This is a genomic window from Pantoea sp. EABMAA-21 (genome assembly GCF_030053335.1).
Classification (GTDB): Bacteria; Pseudomonadota; Gammaproteobacteria; order Enterobacterales; family Enterobacteriaceae; genus Pantoea; species Pantoea communis.
In genome coordinates this window covers 12,343-26,266 of the sequence record NZ_JASGBX010000028.1, presented here as the reverse complement: position 1 = coordinate 26,266, position 13,924 = coordinate 12,343, and the positions used below count along the sequence as shown (strand labels likewise).

The window sequence follows — 13,924 nt, the reverse complement described above, 5'->3', positions numbered from 1 at the left end:
TTTTACGTCCGGAGACGTTGATATCAATCCTGCGAGTGCCCACACAGATTGTCTGATAAATTGTTAAAGAGCGGTGCAATCGGCGCCTTAAGCTGCTGTTGCGAGGTGGCGTATATTACGCTTTCCTCCTTCAGAGTCAAACACTTTTTTCAGCGTTTTTCTCCGGCGGGATGAATTTCTTCACTCCCTGCTGAGCCGCCTGCGTTGCCGCTTTGCCGTCTCAGTGGTGGCGCATTATAGGGATCCGATTTTTTTGCACAACCCCTTTTTTCGATCTTTTTAATCGACTGGCGAGTTTTCAATCTTTTCGCTGAGATCGCGAGCGATCCGCTCAAAATTCATCTTGTTTGCCAGCCTGATAAGCCGCAGGCTAGGGGTATAAAGTGCAAAAGGAGAAAGATCATGTCTGTAGCCCTACGACCTTATAAGAACCATTTTCCAGAAATCGGCGATCGCGTAATGATCGATCGCAGTAGCGTAGTGGTGGGTGAAGTGCAGCTCGCCGACGATGTCAGCATCTGGCCACTGGTTGCTATCCGCGGTGATGTGAACAAAGTCGTGATAGGTAAAAGAAGCAATATTCAGGACGGCAGCGTTTTGCACGTCACGCATAAATCCACCAGCAACCCGGAAGGGCACCCTCTAGTGATTGGTGAAGACGTGACTGTAGGCCATAAAGCAATGCTGCACGGCTGTCATATCAGCGATCGCGTGCTGGTTGGAATGGGATCGATTTTGCTGGATGGCGTGTTTGTTGAAGAGGATGTCATGATCGGAGCGGGTAGTCTGGTTCCGCCGGGTAAAAGACTGGAGAGCGGCTATCTCTATTTAGGCAGCCCGGTGAAACAAATCCGCCCATTGAGTGAGGCGGAAATCGCAGGTCTGCTCTATTCATCGAGCAATTATGTTGGCTGGAAAGATGAATACCTCGCTCAGGAGAGCCAGATCCAACCTTGATCATCGATCTCATCCTGCCGGATAAGCGCTTCCGCTTCTTCTTCCAAATCCCAGCGATGCGCGCTAAACAGCGCCATCGCTGCACCCGTTCCGAATCGATCCTGTAATGCGTCGGGCTTGATGGCACAAGTTAACCCCATTCCTTGCACCAACACCGGAAAAACGATCGCTCCTCGTTCCTCGTCCCAACTTTCACGATCGGGAAAATGGATCGCCTGATTCACTCCTTCATGGCCTGCTTTAATTGGGCAATAACGGGGGTAATTTCTGGCATCACGCCATGCCACAATTGGAAAGCATGTGCCGCCTGCCCCACCAGCATGCCCAATCCATCTGCCAGCTGACCCGCACCGTGCTGCTGACACCACAACAAAAATGGCGTCAGCCCTTGCTGATAGAACATGTCGTAGCAGCGTGTTTGCGGGGTGATCAATGAGTCTGGCAACGGCGGCACTTTACCCTCAACGCCACTGGAAGTTGCATTGATGATCAGATCAAATGCCTGGCCGGAGAGCTCAGCAAAGCTGCTCGCCTGGATATCCCCACTATGCTGGAAGATATTTGCCAATTCTTCAGCACGGGCAACCGTTCGGTTGACCACTACCACTGAACATCCAAAAGAAAGCAGGGGAAGGATCACACCACGAGCCGCACCACCGGCTCCCACCAGTAAAATGCGGTCACCAGAACGGATCAAATTCAATCGTTCCAGATCGCTTAGCAGGCCAATCCCATCGGTATTATCACCAAAGATCGAGCCATCTGCCTTTTTCTTTAATGTGTTAACCGCCCCAGATAAGGCTGCACGTTCACTGAGTTCATCGGCCAGTTCCCACGCCTGTTGTTTAAACGGCAGTGTGACATTTGCACCTTTTCCACCGACAGTAAAAAAGTCGCTAATTGACTGAGGAAACCCCTCCAGCGGTGCACAAACCCGGCCATAAGAGTGCGCGATTCCTGTCTGCTCGGCAAAGAGACTATGAATGAAAGGTGACTTACTGTGTGCAATGGGATGACCAAAAACGGCGAAGTGTTCCATAAATTAACCCTGACGAATAAGTTCGCCGCTGATAACGTCGCGAATTTCAGAAGGATTTAGCCGCCCGCCCGTTGCAGCATGCAACACGGGGAATTGAGCACCGAATTGCTGTGCAACTTCATCAGCATTGCGGCACGGCGCCTCGCCGGAGAGATTGGCGCTGGTAGACACCAATGGTTTGCCGAAGCCACGGCAAAGTGCCTGCACATCCGGATGATCGCTAACGCGGATAGCCAGCGAATCGAAACGTCCTGTTAGCCAGCGTGGCGTATGCGGTGTTGTCGGAACAACATAAGTCACCGGCCCTGGCCAGCTAGCAAACATGCGCTCACGCTGTAGCACCGTGAGTTCGCGATCAGCAATGTAGGGTTCCAGTTGCGCATAATCTGCTGCAATCAGGATAAGCCCTTTCTCAACCGGACGCTGTTTGAGCGCCAGTAAGGCCATGACGGCGCTTTCGCTATCGGGATCGCAACCTAAACCAAACACCGCTTCGGTTGGATAGGCAATAACGGCCTGCTGTTGTAGTTGCTCGATGCAAAATTCGAGACTTCCGGGGACATACACTTTTTGCTTCATGATCGTTCTTCGTCCTGGGCGATGAGCTTGCCACAGCGTTTGCTGGCGCATAAGCGCTTCATGCCTTGTGCGGTTTTCTTCTCTATTAATAAGGGAAACTGGCAATGCGGGCAGATACCTTCAACAGGCGTTGCATTGATTGCAAATTGGCAATCGGGGTAACGGTCGCAGGAGTGAAAGGTTTTGCCATAGCGCGAACGGCGCTGAACCAGCTTTCCGTTCTGACATTGGGGACAGGCAATCGCGGTCTCGTCGGGCTTATCGATAGTTTCTGTGTAATCACATTCCGGATAGTGGCTACAACCAACAAACATCCCAAATCGCCCCTGACGCAGAACTTTATCTGCGCCGCACTGAGGACACGCGTGCCCTTCCAGCACTTTAACGATATGTCCATCAGCCTGATTTTTCAGGGGACGAACATAATCACAGGTTGGATAATTCACACAGCCAAGAAACGGGCCGTGTTTACCACTGCGTATCACTAAATCTGCCCCGCAAGCGGGGCAGGGATCGTGTTTACGCACAGAAAATAGTGCTGATTTACTCATATTTCCGGATGCATTAATCGCAAATTAATGCAGCATACCTTCATTGACGTCGAATAACAGTTCTTCCATCTGCTGATAAGCGTTTTCACATCCAGGGATGTTAAACAGCACCATCAGCACCACCCATTTGAGATCTTCAAGATCAAATTCCTGAGTATCAAGAGCCGTGACCCGTTCGATGACCATCTCGCGCGTTTCCATATTCAGCACCTGAACTTGTTCCAGGAACAAAATAAAACCGCGACAATCAGCATCAAGACGCTGGCATTCCTCGTCCGTATAAATTCGCATTGAGAGCGGATCTGCGGCCAATTGTACAGGCGCCACCAGACCATCCTGATAGTCCGCTAAACGTTCAAGCCAATTCAACGCATTGTAGATATCTTCACGATGAAAACCCGCATCGGCCAAATCATCGGTCAATTTATCCTGGTCAACACGCATTTCAGCTTCGTTGTGGATATAGGTCTCAAACAAGTACATAAGTACGTCGAACATGGCATGCCCTCCTCAATCGGACATAGCCGCCGGGTACAGCTGCGATCCATCCTGCTAACTCCAGCTCCAGCAACTGGGCTGCGATAACTGGCACAGGTTGGCCGGCACGTTCAGCGACGACGTCAACAGGTGTAACCTCATCACCTACGTTAGCCAACACGCTTGCAAATGGCAATGGAACATCGTCACTGTCTTGTGAATATATTGTTTCTGAAGTGGTTGCCGGCAGCCATTGCAATGTGGAATGCAAATCTTCAAGGATGTTATTGGGATGGGCAACCAACAGTGCCCCCTGCTGAATCAACCAATGCGTACCTTCACTGCCATCATTACCCAATGCTCCGGGTAATGCATAAACATTGCGGTTTTGTTCCAGCGCGCAGCGAGCCGTGACCAGCGAACCGCTTTTCAGTGAAGCCTCAACGACCAGCACTCCCTGACTTAACCCACTGATGATGCGGTTACGGCGCGGAAAATTCACCGCATGTGGCGCCATATCAAGAGGAAATTCAGAGAGTAAAGCCCCTTCGTTATCCATGATCGCCTGCGCCAGCGACTGATGGCTTTTGGGGTAGATATGTTGCAAGCCGCTGCCCAGCACTGCGATTGTTTTTCCACTTGCGTCCAAGGCTGCACGGTGTGCAACGCCATCAATACCGCGAGCCAGCCCGCTAGTGATGGTCAACCCACTGAGTGCAAGTTGCTGTGTAAACCATGTGCCCCACTCTTTGCCATAGTGGGAACAGTGCCGACTGCCCACCACAGCTAATTGCTGTGACTGTAAAACGGAGAGTTGCCCAGCCACATAGAGCAATGAGGGGCGTTGACTGATTTCAGCCAGGGGGCCCGGATAATCAGCATCTATGCAGGAGACTAAATGATGATGAGGTTGATCCAACCACTGTAACGTGCGCGCCAGTTGCCGTGGGCAATAATCGTTAAACTGTTGGCGCTGCAATTCATTCAAACCATGGCTGTGCAGTAATTCGTCATCGACGGCAGCAGCGCTTTGCAAACTCCGTGCAAGATCCACCACACGATGCCGGCGCAGGCCTTTAACATTTGCCAGCCGGAGTATCCCTTCCACTCGCTCCACGCGTCCTTCCTTAAGCCCGCTCACATGCGGTGCAATGCTGTCAATCAGGCCACAAAAAGTCTACAATATGAGGTAGTAATCTTTTCTTTAACGCATACAGATCTGGATATTTATGTCAGTTTTGCAGGTATTACATTTCCCTGATGATCGCCTTCGCAAAATCGCTGCGCCGGTGGCTACCGTAAACGCAGACGTTCAGCGTATTGTCGATGACATGTTTGAAACCATGTACGCCGAAGAAGGCATTGGCTTAGCGGCCACTCAGGTCGACATTCATCAACGCATCATTGTTATCGATGTTTCTGAAAATCGAGACGAACGTCTGGTGTTGATTAACCCGGAACTGCTGGAAAAAAGCGGTGAAACCGGTATTGAAGAGGGCTGCCTCTCAATCCCTGAACAGCGTGCCTTTGTCCCGCGTGCGGAATGGGTCAAAGTCCGTGCGCAGGATCGTGACGGTAAGAGCTTCGAGCTGGAAACGGATGGTCTGCTGGCGATTTGTATCCAGCATGAAATCGATCATCTGGATGGCAAGCTGTTTATCGATTATCTGTCGCCGCTGAAGCGTCAGCGCATCAAACAGAAACTGGAAAAGCTGGCCCGCATGAACGCACGCGAAGCCTGAGTACTAACAGAAGGTTAAACTGTGTCTGCATCGCTAAAAATTATCTTTGCCGGTACACCTGACTTTGCAGCGCGTCATCTCGACGCGCTGCTTGCTTCTGAGCATCAGGTAGTTGGCGTATTTACTCAGCCCGACCGTCCATCAGGACGCGGTAATAAACTCACTCCAGGCCCTGTCAAAATGTTGGCACAGGCGCATGATGTTCCCGTGTTCCAGCCAAAATCGCTAAAACCTGAAGATAATCAGCAACTGGTTGCTGACCTGCAAGCCGATATCATGGTGGTGGTGGCTTATGGCCTGATTCTGCCGAAGGCGGTTCTCGATATGCCGCGACTCGGTTGCATCAATGTCCATGGTTCACTCCTGCCACGCTGGCGCGGTGCGGCGCCCATTCAGCGTTCGCTCTGGGCTGGCGACCGCGAAACCGGCGTGACCATTATGCAGATGGATGTGGGTCTGGATACGGGTGACATGCTGCATAAGCTCTCCTGTCCTATCACGCCTGAAGACACCAGCGCATCACTGTATGACAAGCTGGCCGAGCTTGGGCCACAAAGTATGCTGGATACACTCGATCTGCTTGCCAGCGGCAAAGCTCAGCCTGAAGTGCAGGATGAAGCGCTGGTTTCTTACGCTGAGAAGTTGAGTAAAGAAGAGGCGCGTCTTGATTGGTCACTTTCTGCTGCACAGCTTGAGCGCTGCATTCGTGCCTTCAATCCCTGGCCGGTGAGTTTCTTCCTGATCGAGGATCAACCCGTCAAAGTGTGGCAGGCTAGCGTTCTACCTCATCAGAACAAACAGCCGGGCGAAGTCATCCATGCTGATAAAAATGGCATTCAGATTGCCACCGCTGACGGCGTACTCAATCTACTTTCGCTGCAGCCTGCGGGTAAGAAAGCCATGTCCGCGCAAGATCTGCTGAATTCGCGTCGTGAATGGTTTGCCACTGGCACCCTTCTGGCCTGATCTCCAGCCCGGTTTAACCGGGCTTTTTTGTTTGATGAATGAATATGAAAAAAGCAACTAACCTGCGTAGTCTCGCCGCGCAACTGATTGAACGCGTGGTAGATAAAGGTGAATCGCTCAGTGCCATTCTGCCTGGCGCGCAAAAAACATTGGCTGATAAAGATGGCGCGCTGTTGCAGGAACTCTGCTTTGGCGTAATGCGCACTCTGCCACAACTGGAAGCGCTGATTGGCAAACTGATGGAGCGCACGTTAACGGGAAAGCAGCGCGTACTGCATTACCTGATAATGGTTGGGTTGTATCAGTTGCTGTACACGCGCGTGCCAGCACATGCCGCACTGGCCGAAACGGTTGCCGGTGCAGAAGTCCTGAAGCGTACGGCGCTGAAGGGATTGATTAACGGTGTACTGCGTCAGTTCCAGCGTCAGCAAGAGGAACTGGTTGCTGCAGTGGATCAAGGCCCACAGCGCTACTGGCATCCCGGTTGGTTGCTTAAGCGTTTGCAGACAGCCTGGCCAGATCAATGGCAGCAGATCGTTGACGCCAATAATCAGCGACCGCCGATGTGGTTGCGCGTCAATCGCCAGCACCATAGCCGTGATGCGTGGCTGAACCTGTTGCAGGCTGAAGATAAAGCAGCCTTCCCCGCCGATGCGCCGGATGCTCTGCGCCTTGAATCCCCTGCTCCTGTCAGTCAGTTACCGGGCTTCGATCAAGGATGGGTGACAGTACAAGATTTGTCTGCACAGCGCTGTGCTCTGCTGCTTGAGCCACAAAAAAATGAAGCCATTCTCGATCTCTGCGCAGCGCCCGGCGGCAAGACCACGCATATTCTGGAAATCGCCCCTCAGGCAAACGTGCTGGCGGTAGATATCGATCAACAACGTTTGACCCGCGTGCATGAAAATCTGCAGCGCCTGGGTATGCAAGCCGAAGTGCGTCAGGGCGATGGCCGGACACCTGCAGAGTGGTGCGGCGACCAGCAATTTGACCGTATTCTGCTGGATGCACCTTGTTCTGCAACCGGAGTGATTCGACGTCACCCTGATATCAAATGGTTGCGCCGCGATCGTGATATCCCTGAACTGGCTGCACTGCAGCGCGAAATCCTCAATGCAGTTTGGCCACGTTTGAAATCCGGCGGCACGATGATTTACGCGACCTGCTCGATCCTGCCCGAAGAAAACCATCAGCAGATCGCGGCCTTTCTGGCTGAGCACGATGATGCCGCCGCTGAGCAGCTGCCCGAAGGCCAAATCAATGGGTGGCAAGTCTTCCCGAGCGTTGATGGCGGTGACGGATTCTTTTACGCTAAGTTGATAAAGAAATAGTGCGGCGCATTCTGACAAGAGCGATTCAACGATGAAAATTATTATCCTCGGCGCCGGGCAGGTTGGCGGCACACTTGCTGAAAACCTGGTGGGCGAAAATAACGACATCACTGTTGTTGATACGGATGCCACCCGTCTGCGCGCGTTGCAGGACAAATTTGACCTGCGCGTGGTGCACGGCCATGGTTCCCATCCACGTATATTGCGTGAAGCCGGTGCTGAAGATGCCGATATGCTGGTTGCTGTCACCAGTTCCGACGAAACCAACATGATTGCCTGTCAGATTGCCTATTCGCTTTTCAATACGCCAAACCGAATTGCCCGTATTCGCGCGGCGGAATATTTGCGCGATGCCGAAAAGCTGTTTGTACCGGAAGCCGTACCTATCGATCATTTGATTTCACCGGAACAGTTGGTTATCGACAACATCTATCGCCTGATTCAGTATCCTGGCGCATTGCAGGTAGTTAACTTTGCCGAAGGGAAAGTGAGCCTTGCAGTAGTAAAAGCCTATTACGGTGGGCCACTGGTAGGTAACCCGTTGTCCATTTTGCGTGAACATATGCCGCATATTGATACACGCGTAGCGGCTATTTTCCGTCAGGATCGCCCTATTCGCCCTCAGGGTTCCACGATCGTCGAAGCGGGTGATGAAGTCTTCTTTATTGCCGCGAGCCAGCATATTCGTGCGGTAATGAGCGAAATGCAGCGCCTTGAGAAACCCTACAAGCGCATTATGCTGGTCGGCGGCGGCAACATCGGTTTTGGTTTGGCCCAGCGGTTGGAAAAACAGTACAGCGTGAAGTTGATTGAACGTAATCAACAACGCGCAGCAGAACTGGCTGAGCGTCTGCACGACACCGTGGTGTTTTATGGTGATGCTTCAGATCAGGAGTTGCTCGCCGAAGAACATGTTGATCAGGTGGATCTTTTCATCGCCGTCACCAATGACGACGAAGCCAACATTATGTCGGCCATGCTCGCAAAGAAGATGGGAGCGAAAAAGGTCATGGTTTTGATCCAGCGTCGTGCTTATGTCGATCTGGTTCAGGGTAGCGTGATCGATATTGCCATCTCTCCGCAGCAGGCCACCATTTCCGCCCTGCTTGGTCACGTGCGCAAGGCAGATATTGTTGGCGTCTCCTCACTGCGACGCGGGATTGCCGAAGCCATTGAAGCTATTGCGCACGGTGAAGAGACCACTTCCCGCGTAGTGGGTCGTTTAATTGAAGATATCAAACTACCGCCGGGTACGATTATTGGCGCTGTCGTACGTGGCGATGAAGTGATCATTGCTAACGACAACGTGCGTATTGAACAGGGCGATCATGTCATTATGTTCCTGACAGATAAGAAGTTTGTCCCAGATGTTGAACGTCTCTTCCAGCCAAGTCCTTTCTTCCTCTAAATCGCCGCGGGCGTTTGCCCGCCATGATAATTTTGCTTAATCCGCTGTTATCATGGCAATTGCACAAAGGTTTGTTAGACTTTAGCCATTGGCCAAGGCAAGGAGATAACAATGAGTTTATTCAAAGAGTTTCGTGATTTTGCAATGCGTGGGAACGTGGTGGATTTGGCAGTCGGTGTGATTATCGGTGCCGCTTTCGGCAAGATTGTTTCATCACTGGTCGCGAATATCATCATGCCACCACTGGGATTACTGATTGGCGGAGTCGATTTTAAACAGTTTAAGTGGGTCCTAAAACCGGCCGAGGGTGATGTACCTGCTGTCGTAATGGAATACGGTAACTTTATTCAAACCATTTTTGATTTTGTCATCGTCGCCTTTGCCATCTTTATGGCCATCAAACTGATGAACAAGCTGTATCAGAAGAAAGAAGTTGAAAAACCAGCGCCAAAACCAACCAACGAAGAAGTGTTGCTCACTGAAATTCGCGATCTGTTGAAACAGCAGAACAGCGATAAACTGTGATAAAAAAGCCGCCAGGTCCAGGCGGCTTTTTTGTCTGTAAAGCAGAAGGCCAGTGATAAACTTTTCTGCTTATCACTGGACTCCCAGTTTCTCCCCTTCGCATGTTTATCTTTACGTCGGTAGCTGCCTTTCCCTTTCTGATTCTGTTCAACTCGCTGACGAAACAGCGGGTCATGTAACAGTGCCTCCAAAGCGTTATCGTTAATCTTGCCTTTGCGATGCTGATAGCGACTCATAGTGTCCTCCGGTTAATAATCGCGCAACTATAGGCTTTCCTGCGTGAAATTCAACCCTTGCTACAACAAATTTCCACCTGCGGCTCTTCACCCTTTTCCAGCGCTTCAAGAATAGAACAGCAGGCACTGCTATGTAGATCCCCGCAACAGGTCGCGGCTAAACGTTCTAATGAGCGCTGAATGGTTTGCAACTCGGCAATCATGCCATTCACTTCATCCAGACGCCTGGCCACGATCGCTTTGGACTCCTGGCAGGTATGGTGCTCGGGATCGATACGGATCGATAATAAACCGCGGATCGAATCCAGGCTGAAACCGAGCTGACGTCCATAGCGGATAAAGCGTAAGCGCTGAAGATCATCATCATTATAGAGACGGAATCCGCCTTCAGTGCGAATCTCATGATCCATCATTTGCTGCTTTTCATAAAAACGTATGGTGTCAGGCGTAACGTCAGCAAGTTTAGCCAGCTGGCCAATTTTATACATGTTACTTCTCCTGAAGCATGCGGTGTCGAATGGCACCGCCATATTCACCACGTAAAAAATCTGTGCTCATTCCTGCCTGCTTTAACTTCATCTCCAGCAGGGTTAATCTTTTTTTGAGTTCACTGGCTTGATGATCGTCAGGATCCAAAAGCTGTAAAAGATCGTTGAGTTGCACAGCTTCGCGGCGCATTTCAAGTTCAGGGGGTAAAAAACCTGAGTTTTTTAGTAATCGATATGCCGTACGTAACTCAGGCGGCACGCCACTTTCGTCTTCGAGCTGTAAAGGTGCACCTTCGCCTGGTAAATTACTCAGTTCACCTTTTTCCTGCGCGACGCGTATCTGCTGTTCTACCAGCTGGTCAATTAACCACATAATGAACCTCTACGACTTACAACAGCGTTCAGCATAGCGAAAGATGGGGGGATGGGGAATTGGAGACAATAAAAAACCCGCCGAAGCGGGTTTTCTACGTTACTGCAAATTACTCTGCAGCAGCTTCTGCTTGAGCTTCTGGACGATCAACCAGCTCGATGTAAGCCATCGGAGCGTTGTCACCAGCACGGAAGCCACACTTCAGAATACGAGTGTAACCACCGGCACGGCTCGCGAAACGCGGGCCCAGCTCGTTAAACAGTTTTGCCACGATCTCGTTATCACGAGTGCGGGCGAATGCCAGACGACGATTAGCTACGCTGTCGGTCTTGGCAAGAGTAATCAGCGGCTCAACTACGCGACGCAGTTCTTTGGCTTTCGGCAGAGTCGTTTTGATGATCTCGTGACGAACCAGAGAACCGGCCATGTTGCGGAACATAGCCTGACGATGGCTGCTGTTGCGGTTCAGTTGACGACCACTCTTACGATGGCGCATGACCTTATCCTTCTCAGTGAAACCTTAACCTGTGATCTGATTATTCATCAGCAATGCTTGCTGGTGGCCAGTTTTCCAGGCGCATGCCCAGAGACAAACCACGTGAAGCGAGCACATCTTTAATCTCAGTAAGAGATTTTTTACCAAGGTTAGGCGTTTTAAGCAGCTCAACCTCGGTACGCTGTACCAGATCACCGATGTAGTGGATAGCTTCTGCCTTGAGGCAGTTAGCAGAGCGGACAGTCAATTCCAGATCGTCAACAGGGCGCAGCAGGATCGGATCGAATTCTGGTTTCTCTTCTTTCACTTCCGGCTGACGTACATCACGTAAGTCAACGAAAGCTTCCAGTTGTTCTGCCAGGATGGTAGCCGCACGACGAATCGCCTCTTCAGGATCGATTGTGCCGTTGGTTTCCATTTCGATGACCAGCTTGTCCAGGTCGGTGCGCTGTTCTACACGCGCTGCTTCAACATTGTAGGCGATACGGTCTACAGGGCTGTAGCAAGCGTCAACCAACAGACGGCCGATTGGGCGCTCATCTTCTTCCGAATGAATTCGGGCAGAAGCCGGCACATAACCACGACCACGCTGAACTTTGATACGCATGCTAATAGATGCGTTTTCATCGGTCAGATGGCAGATCACATGCTGTGGCTTGACGATTTCGACATCACCGTCGTGGGTGATATCGGCTGCAGTCACAGGGCCAATGCCAGATTTATTCAAAGTAAGGATGACTTCATCTTTACCCTGAACTCTTACCGCCAGCCCTTTCAGATTGAGCAGGATTTCCAGGATATCTTCCTGTACGCCCTCTTTGGTGGAGTACTCGTGGAGCACGCCATCGATCTCAACCTCGGTCACCGCGCAACCCGGCATGGAAGAAAGCAGAATACGGCGCAGTGCGTTGCCAAGAGTATGGCCAAAGCCACGCTCTAACGGCTCAAGGGTCACCTTGGCGTGCGTCGAACTCACTTGCTCGATATCTACCAGGCGCGGTTTTAGAAACTCTGTCACAGAACCCTGCATTGTGTCCTCTCTTTGGTACTAAGCTTTACTTAGAGTAAAGCTCGACGATCAGGTGTTCGTTAATGTCCGCAGACAGATCAGTACGTTCAGGAATACGCTTGAACACACCTTCCATCTTAGTCGCATCAACTTCCAGCCAGGTTGGCTTTTCACGCTGCTCAGCCAGCTCCAGAGCGGCCTTCACGCGAGATTGCTGTTTGGCTTTCTCACGGATGCTAACGACATCATTCGGAGATACCTGATAAGAAGCGATGTTAACAACGCGACCGTTCACCAGGATAGATTTATGGCTAACCAGCTGACGTGCTTCTGCACGAGTGGCACCAAAGCCCATACGGTAAACAACGTTATCCAGACGACCTTCCAGCAGAGCCAACAGGTTTTCACCGGTGTTGCCTTTCAGACGTGCTGCTTCTTTGTAGTAGTTACGGAACTGACGCTCAAGCACGCCGTACATACGACGAACTTTCTGCTTCTCACGTAACTGACCGCCGTAGTCAGACAGACGCGGTTTACGCGCACCGTGCTGGCCAGGTGGTTGTTCAATTTTGCACTTGGTATCGATCGCGCGAACGCCAGACTTAAGGAATAAGTCGGTGCCCTCACGACGGCTCAGCTTGAGCTTAGGACCCAAATATCTTGCCATTTTCTTTCTCCAACTAACCTAAAAACGGGCGTTAAACGCGACGTTTTTTCGGCGGACGACAACCGTTGTGAGGGATTGGAGTCACATCAGTAATATTAGTGATGCGGAAACCAGCAGCGTTCAGAGCACGAATTGTTGATTCGCGACCTGGACCTGGACCCTTAACCATAACTTCCAGATTCTTAATACCGTAATCTTTCACTGCTTCTGCACAGCGCTCTGCAGCTACCTGAGCAGCAAACGGAGTAGATTTACGTGAACCGCGGAAACCGGAACCACCGGCGGTTGCCCAACCCAGTGCGTTACCCTGACGATCAGTGATGGTAACGATGGTGTTGTTAAAAGATGCATGGACATGAGCCACGCCATCTGAGACTTGCTTTCTTACACGCTTGCGTGCACGAACTGGTGCCTTTGCCATTATTTACTCACCCCGATTATTTCTTGATCGGTTTACGCGGACCCTTACGGGTACGTGCATTGGTCTTAGTACGCTGACCGCGAACTGGCAGACCACGACGATGGCGTAAACCACGATAGCAACCAAGGTCCATCAGACGCTTGATGCTCAGGGTGATTTCACGGCGCAGATCACCTTCAACAACGAATTTACCAACTGCTTCACGCAGCTGTTCAATTTGTTCTTCAGACAGCTCTCTGATCTTAACATTTTCAGCGATACCCGTTGAAGCGCAGATGGCTTTAGAACGGGTCTTGCCGATACCGAAGATCGAAGTTAATGCGATTACGGTATGTTTTTGATCAGGAATGTTAATGCCTGCTATACGGGCCACTATGCACTCCTATAATTAAATAAATGCGTCCCATGCTGAAAAGCCCGTTTTCAGGATACTCAAATGGTAACGCATCGACATACAAAAGATTGGCTGGCTAATCTAGCCAGCTCAACCCGACTTTGCAAGAAAAATATGTGACAATATCAGCCTTGGCGCTGTTTATGCTTTGGCTCGGCGCTGCAAATCACACGTACGACACCGTCGCGGCGGATGATTTTGCAGTTACGACATAATTTCTTGACGGAAGCACGAACTTTCATTTTTACTCTCCGTAACTTCTCAA

20 protein-coding genes and 1 pseudogene are annotated in these 13,924 nt (G+C 51.0%); 6 read left to right on the top strand and 15 right to left on the bottom strand.

Annotated elements, in window-relative coordinates:
• Positions 1-402: 402 nt before the first annotated feature.
• Positions 403-957 carry a gamma carbonic anhydrase family protein gene (locus QMZ65_RS24550; protein WP_160834664.1) on the top strand — a complete coding sequence of 185 codons (555 nt, stop codon included), beginning with the start codon at positions 403-405 and terminating at the stop codon, positions 955-957.
• Here QMZ65_RS24550 and QMZ65_RS24545 read toward each other — a convergent pair.
• The 6 genes from QMZ65_RS24545 to dprA are packed head-to-tail and all read right to left on the bottom strand — an operon-like array spanning position 933 to position 4,720.
• The gene (locus tag QMZ65_RS24545; protein WP_097119782.1) at positions 933-1,181 is read right to left on the bottom strand and encodes a DUF1488 family protein; all 249 of its coding nucleotides are present in this window, start codon (positions 1,179-1,181) and stop codon (positions 933-935) included. The two genes, QMZ65_RS24550 and QMZ65_RS24545, sit on opposite strands and share 25 nt — an antisense overlap.
• Entirely contained in the window at positions 1,178-1,996 is an 819-nt protein-coding gene (gene aroE / locus QMZ65_RS24540; RefSeq protein WP_097119783.1) for a shikimate dehydrogenase, read from the bottom strand. The genes QMZ65_RS24545 and aroE overlap by 4 nt, the downstream gene beginning before the upstream one ends.
• Positions 1,997-1,999: 3 nt before the next feature.
• Entirely contained in the window at positions 2,000-2,575 is a 576-nt protein-coding gene (tsaC, locus tag QMZ65_RS24535; RefSeq protein ID WP_283216896.1) for an L-threonylcarbamoyladenylate synthase type 1 TsaC, read from the bottom strand.
• Positions 2,572-3,126: a DNA topoisomerase family protein gene (locus tag QMZ65_RS24530; RefSeq protein WP_072226551.1), complete on the bottom strand. Its 555-nt coding sequence runs from the start codon at positions 3,124-3,126 to the stop codon at positions 2,572-2,574. The genes tsaC and QMZ65_RS24530 overlap by 4 nt, the downstream gene beginning before the upstream one ends.
• 24 nt (positions 3,127-3,150) lie before the next feature.
• Positions 3,151-3,624 carry a DUF494 family protein Smg gene (gene smg / locus QMZ65_RS24525; protein WP_034830723.1) on the bottom strand — a complete coding sequence of 158 codons (474 nt, stop codon included), beginning with the start codon at positions 3,622-3,624 and terminating at the stop codon, positions 3,151-3,153.
• The gene (gene dprA / locus QMZ65_RS24520; protein ID WP_283216895.1) at positions 3,596-4,720 is read right to left on the bottom strand and encodes a DNA-protecting protein DprA; all 1,125 of its coding nucleotides are present in this window, start codon (positions 4,718-4,720) and stop codon (positions 3,596-3,598) included. Before dprA ends, smg begins: the two co-directional genes overlap by 29 nt.
• 112 nt (positions 4,721-4,832) lie before the next feature.
• On the opposite strand from dprA, the gene def reads away from it, so the two are divergent.
• The 5 genes from def (at position 4,833) to mscL (ending at position 9,575) form a co-directional block, all read left to right on the top strand.
• A complete protein-coding gene (def, locus tag QMZ65_RS24515) occupies positions 4,833-5,345 on the top strand; it encodes a peptide deformylase (protein WP_034830726.1) in 513 nt (170 codons plus the stop codon).
• Positions 5,346-5,366: 21 nt separating this feature from the next.
• Positions 5,367-6,311 carry a methionyl-tRNA formyltransferase gene (gene fmt / locus QMZ65_RS24510; protein WP_211729873.1) on the top strand — a complete coding sequence of 315 codons (945 nt, stop codon included), beginning with the start codon at positions 5,367-5,369 and terminating at the stop codon, positions 6,309-6,311.
• Positions 6,312-6,355: 44 nt separating this feature from the next.
• Complete coding sequence (gene rsmB, locus QMZ65_RS24505) at positions 6,356-7,642, top strand: 16S rRNA (cytosine(967)-C(5))-methyltransferase RsmB (RefSeq protein ID WP_097119786.1); 1,287 nt, start codon at positions 6,356-6,358, stop codon at positions 7,640-7,642.
• A 31-nt stretch (positions 7,643-7,673) separates the two neighbouring features.
• Positions 7,674-9,050 carry a Trk system potassium transporter TrkA gene (trkA, locus tag QMZ65_RS24500; RefSeq protein WP_034830730.1) on the top strand — a complete coding sequence of 459 codons (1,377 nt, stop codon included), beginning with the start codon at positions 7,674-7,676 and terminating at the stop codon, positions 9,048-9,050.
• 111 nt (positions 9,051-9,161) lie between these two features.
• Positions 9,162-9,575, top strand: a complete 414-nt coding sequence (mscL, locus tag QMZ65_RS24495; protein WP_034830732.1) for a large-conductance mechanosensitive channel protein MscL — start codon at positions 9,162-9,164, stop codon at positions 9,573-9,575.
• 38 nt (positions 9,576-9,613) lie between these two features.
• On the opposite strand, the pseudogene QMZ65_RS25290 reads toward mscL, so the two are convergent.
• From QMZ65_RS25290 to rpmJ, 9 genes and pseudogenes are all read right to left on the bottom strand, one after another.
• A pseudogene (locus QMZ65_RS25290) lies at positions 9,614-9,811 on the bottom strand (alternative ribosome-rescue factor A); the annotation flags it as partial.
• A 50-nt stretch (positions 9,812-9,861) separates the two neighbouring features.
• Entirely contained in the window at positions 9,862-10,299 is a 438-nt protein-coding gene (zntR, locus tag QMZ65_RS24485; RefSeq protein ID WP_283216893.1) for a Zn(2+)-responsive transcriptional regulator, read from the bottom strand.
• A 1-nt stretch (position 10,300) separates the two neighbouring features.
• Positions 10,301-10,672 (bottom strand): DnaJ family domain-containing protein, encoded by a 372-nt coding sequence (locus tag QMZ65_RS24480; protein ID WP_283216892.1) that lies wholly within the window; start codon positions 10,670-10,672, stop codon positions 10,301-10,303.
• A gap of 109 nt (positions 10,673-10,781) precedes the next feature.
• Positions 10,782-11,168, bottom strand: coding sequence for a 50S ribosomal protein L17 (gene rplQ / locus QMZ65_RS24475; protein ID WP_003850180.1), 387 nt, complete (start codon positions 11,166-11,168; stop codon positions 10,782-10,784).
• A 40-nt stretch (positions 11,169-11,208) separates the two neighbouring features.
• Positions 11,209-12,198, bottom strand: coding sequence for a DNA-directed RNA polymerase subunit alpha (locus tag QMZ65_RS24470; RefSeq protein ID WP_007891688.1), 990 nt, complete (start codon positions 12,196-12,198; stop codon positions 11,209-11,211).
• Between the two features lie 25 nt (positions 12,199-12,223).
• Positions 12,224-12,844, bottom strand: a complete 621-nt coding sequence (rpsD, locus tag QMZ65_RS24465; protein WP_007891687.1) for a 30S ribosomal protein S4 — start codon at positions 12,842-12,844, stop codon at positions 12,224-12,226.
• Positions 12,845-12,875: 31 nt separating this feature from the next.
• Positions 12,876-13,265 (bottom strand): 30S ribosomal protein S11, encoded by a 390-nt coding sequence (gene rpsK, locus QMZ65_RS24460; protein WP_004160563.1) that lies wholly within the window; start codon positions 13,263-13,265, stop codon positions 12,876-12,878.
• Positions 13,266-13,281: 16 nt separating this feature from the next.
• A complete protein-coding gene (rpsM, locus tag QMZ65_RS24455; protein WP_034830736.1) occupies positions 13,282-13,638 on the bottom strand; it encodes a 30S ribosomal protein S13 in 357 nt (118 codons plus the stop codon).
• A gap of 146 nt (positions 13,639-13,784) precedes the next feature.
• Entirely contained in the window at positions 13,785-13,901 is a 117-nt protein-coding gene (gene rpmJ, locus QMZ65_RS24450) for a 50S ribosomal protein L36 (protein WP_004160566.1), read from the bottom strand.
• Between the last annotated feature and the right edge of the window lie 23 nt (positions 13,902-13,924).

Bases quoted from the DNA above. Each gene is read 5' to 3' on its own strand.
- QMZ65_RS24550 (WP_160834664.1), top strand. From the start codon at position 403: ATGTCTGTAGCCCTACGACCTTATAAGAACCATTTTCCAGAAATCGGC.
- aroE (WP_097119783.1), bottom strand. From the start codon at position 1,996: ATGGAACACTTCGCCGTTTTTGGTCATCCCATTGCACACAGTAAGTCA.
- tsaC (WP_283216896.1), bottom strand. From the start codon at position 2,575: ATGAAGCAAAAAGTGTATGTCCCCGGAAGTCTCGAATTTTGCATCGAG.
- QMZ65_RS24530 (WP_072226551.1), bottom strand. From the start codon at position 3,126: ATGAGTAAATCAGCACTATTTTCTGTGCGTAAACACGATCCCTGCCCC.
- smg (WP_034830723.1), bottom strand. From the start codon at position 3,624: ATGTTCGACGTACTTATGTACTTGTTTGAGACCTATATCCACAACGAA.
- def (WP_034830726.1), top strand. From the start codon at position 4,833: ATGTCAGTTTTGCAGGTATTACATTTCCCTGATGATCGCCTTCGCAAA.
- rsmB (WP_097119786.1), top strand. From the start codon at position 6,356: ATGAAAAAAGCAACTAACCTGCGTAGTCTCGCCGCGCAACTGATTGAA.
- trkA (WP_034830730.1), top strand. From the start codon at position 7,674: ATGAAAATTATTATCCTCGGCGCCGGGCAGGTTGGCGGCACACTTGCT.
- mscL (WP_034830732.1), top strand. From the start codon at position 9,162: ATGAGTTTATTCAAAGAGTTTCGTGATTTTGCAATGCGTGGGAACGTG.
- zntR (WP_283216893.1), bottom strand. From the start codon at position 10,299: ATGTATAAAATTGGCCAGCTGGCTAAACTTGCTGACGTTACGCCTGAC.
- QMZ65_RS24480 (WP_283216892.1), bottom strand. From the start codon at position 10,672: ATGTGGTTAATTGACCAGCTGGTAGAACAGCAGATACGCGTCGCGCAG.
- rplQ (WP_003850180.1), bottom strand. From the start codon at position 11,168: ATGCGCCATCGTAAGAGTGGTCGTCAACTGAACCGCAACAGCAGCCAT.
- QMZ65_RS24470 (WP_007891688.1), bottom strand. From the start codon at position 12,198: ATGCAGGGTTCTGTGACAGAGTTTCTAAAACCGCGCCTGGTAGATATC.
- rpsD (WP_007891687.1), bottom strand. From the start codon at position 12,844: ATGGCAAGATATTTGGGTCCTAAGCTCAAGCTGAGCCGTCGTGAGGGC.
- rpsK (WP_004160563.1), bottom strand. From the start codon at position 13,265: ATGGCAAAGGCACCAGTTCGTGCACGCAAGCGTGTAAGAAAGCAAGTC.
- rpmJ (WP_004160566.1), bottom strand. From the start codon at position 13,901: ATGAAAGTTCGTGCTTCCGTCAAGAAATTATGTCGTAACTGCAAAATC.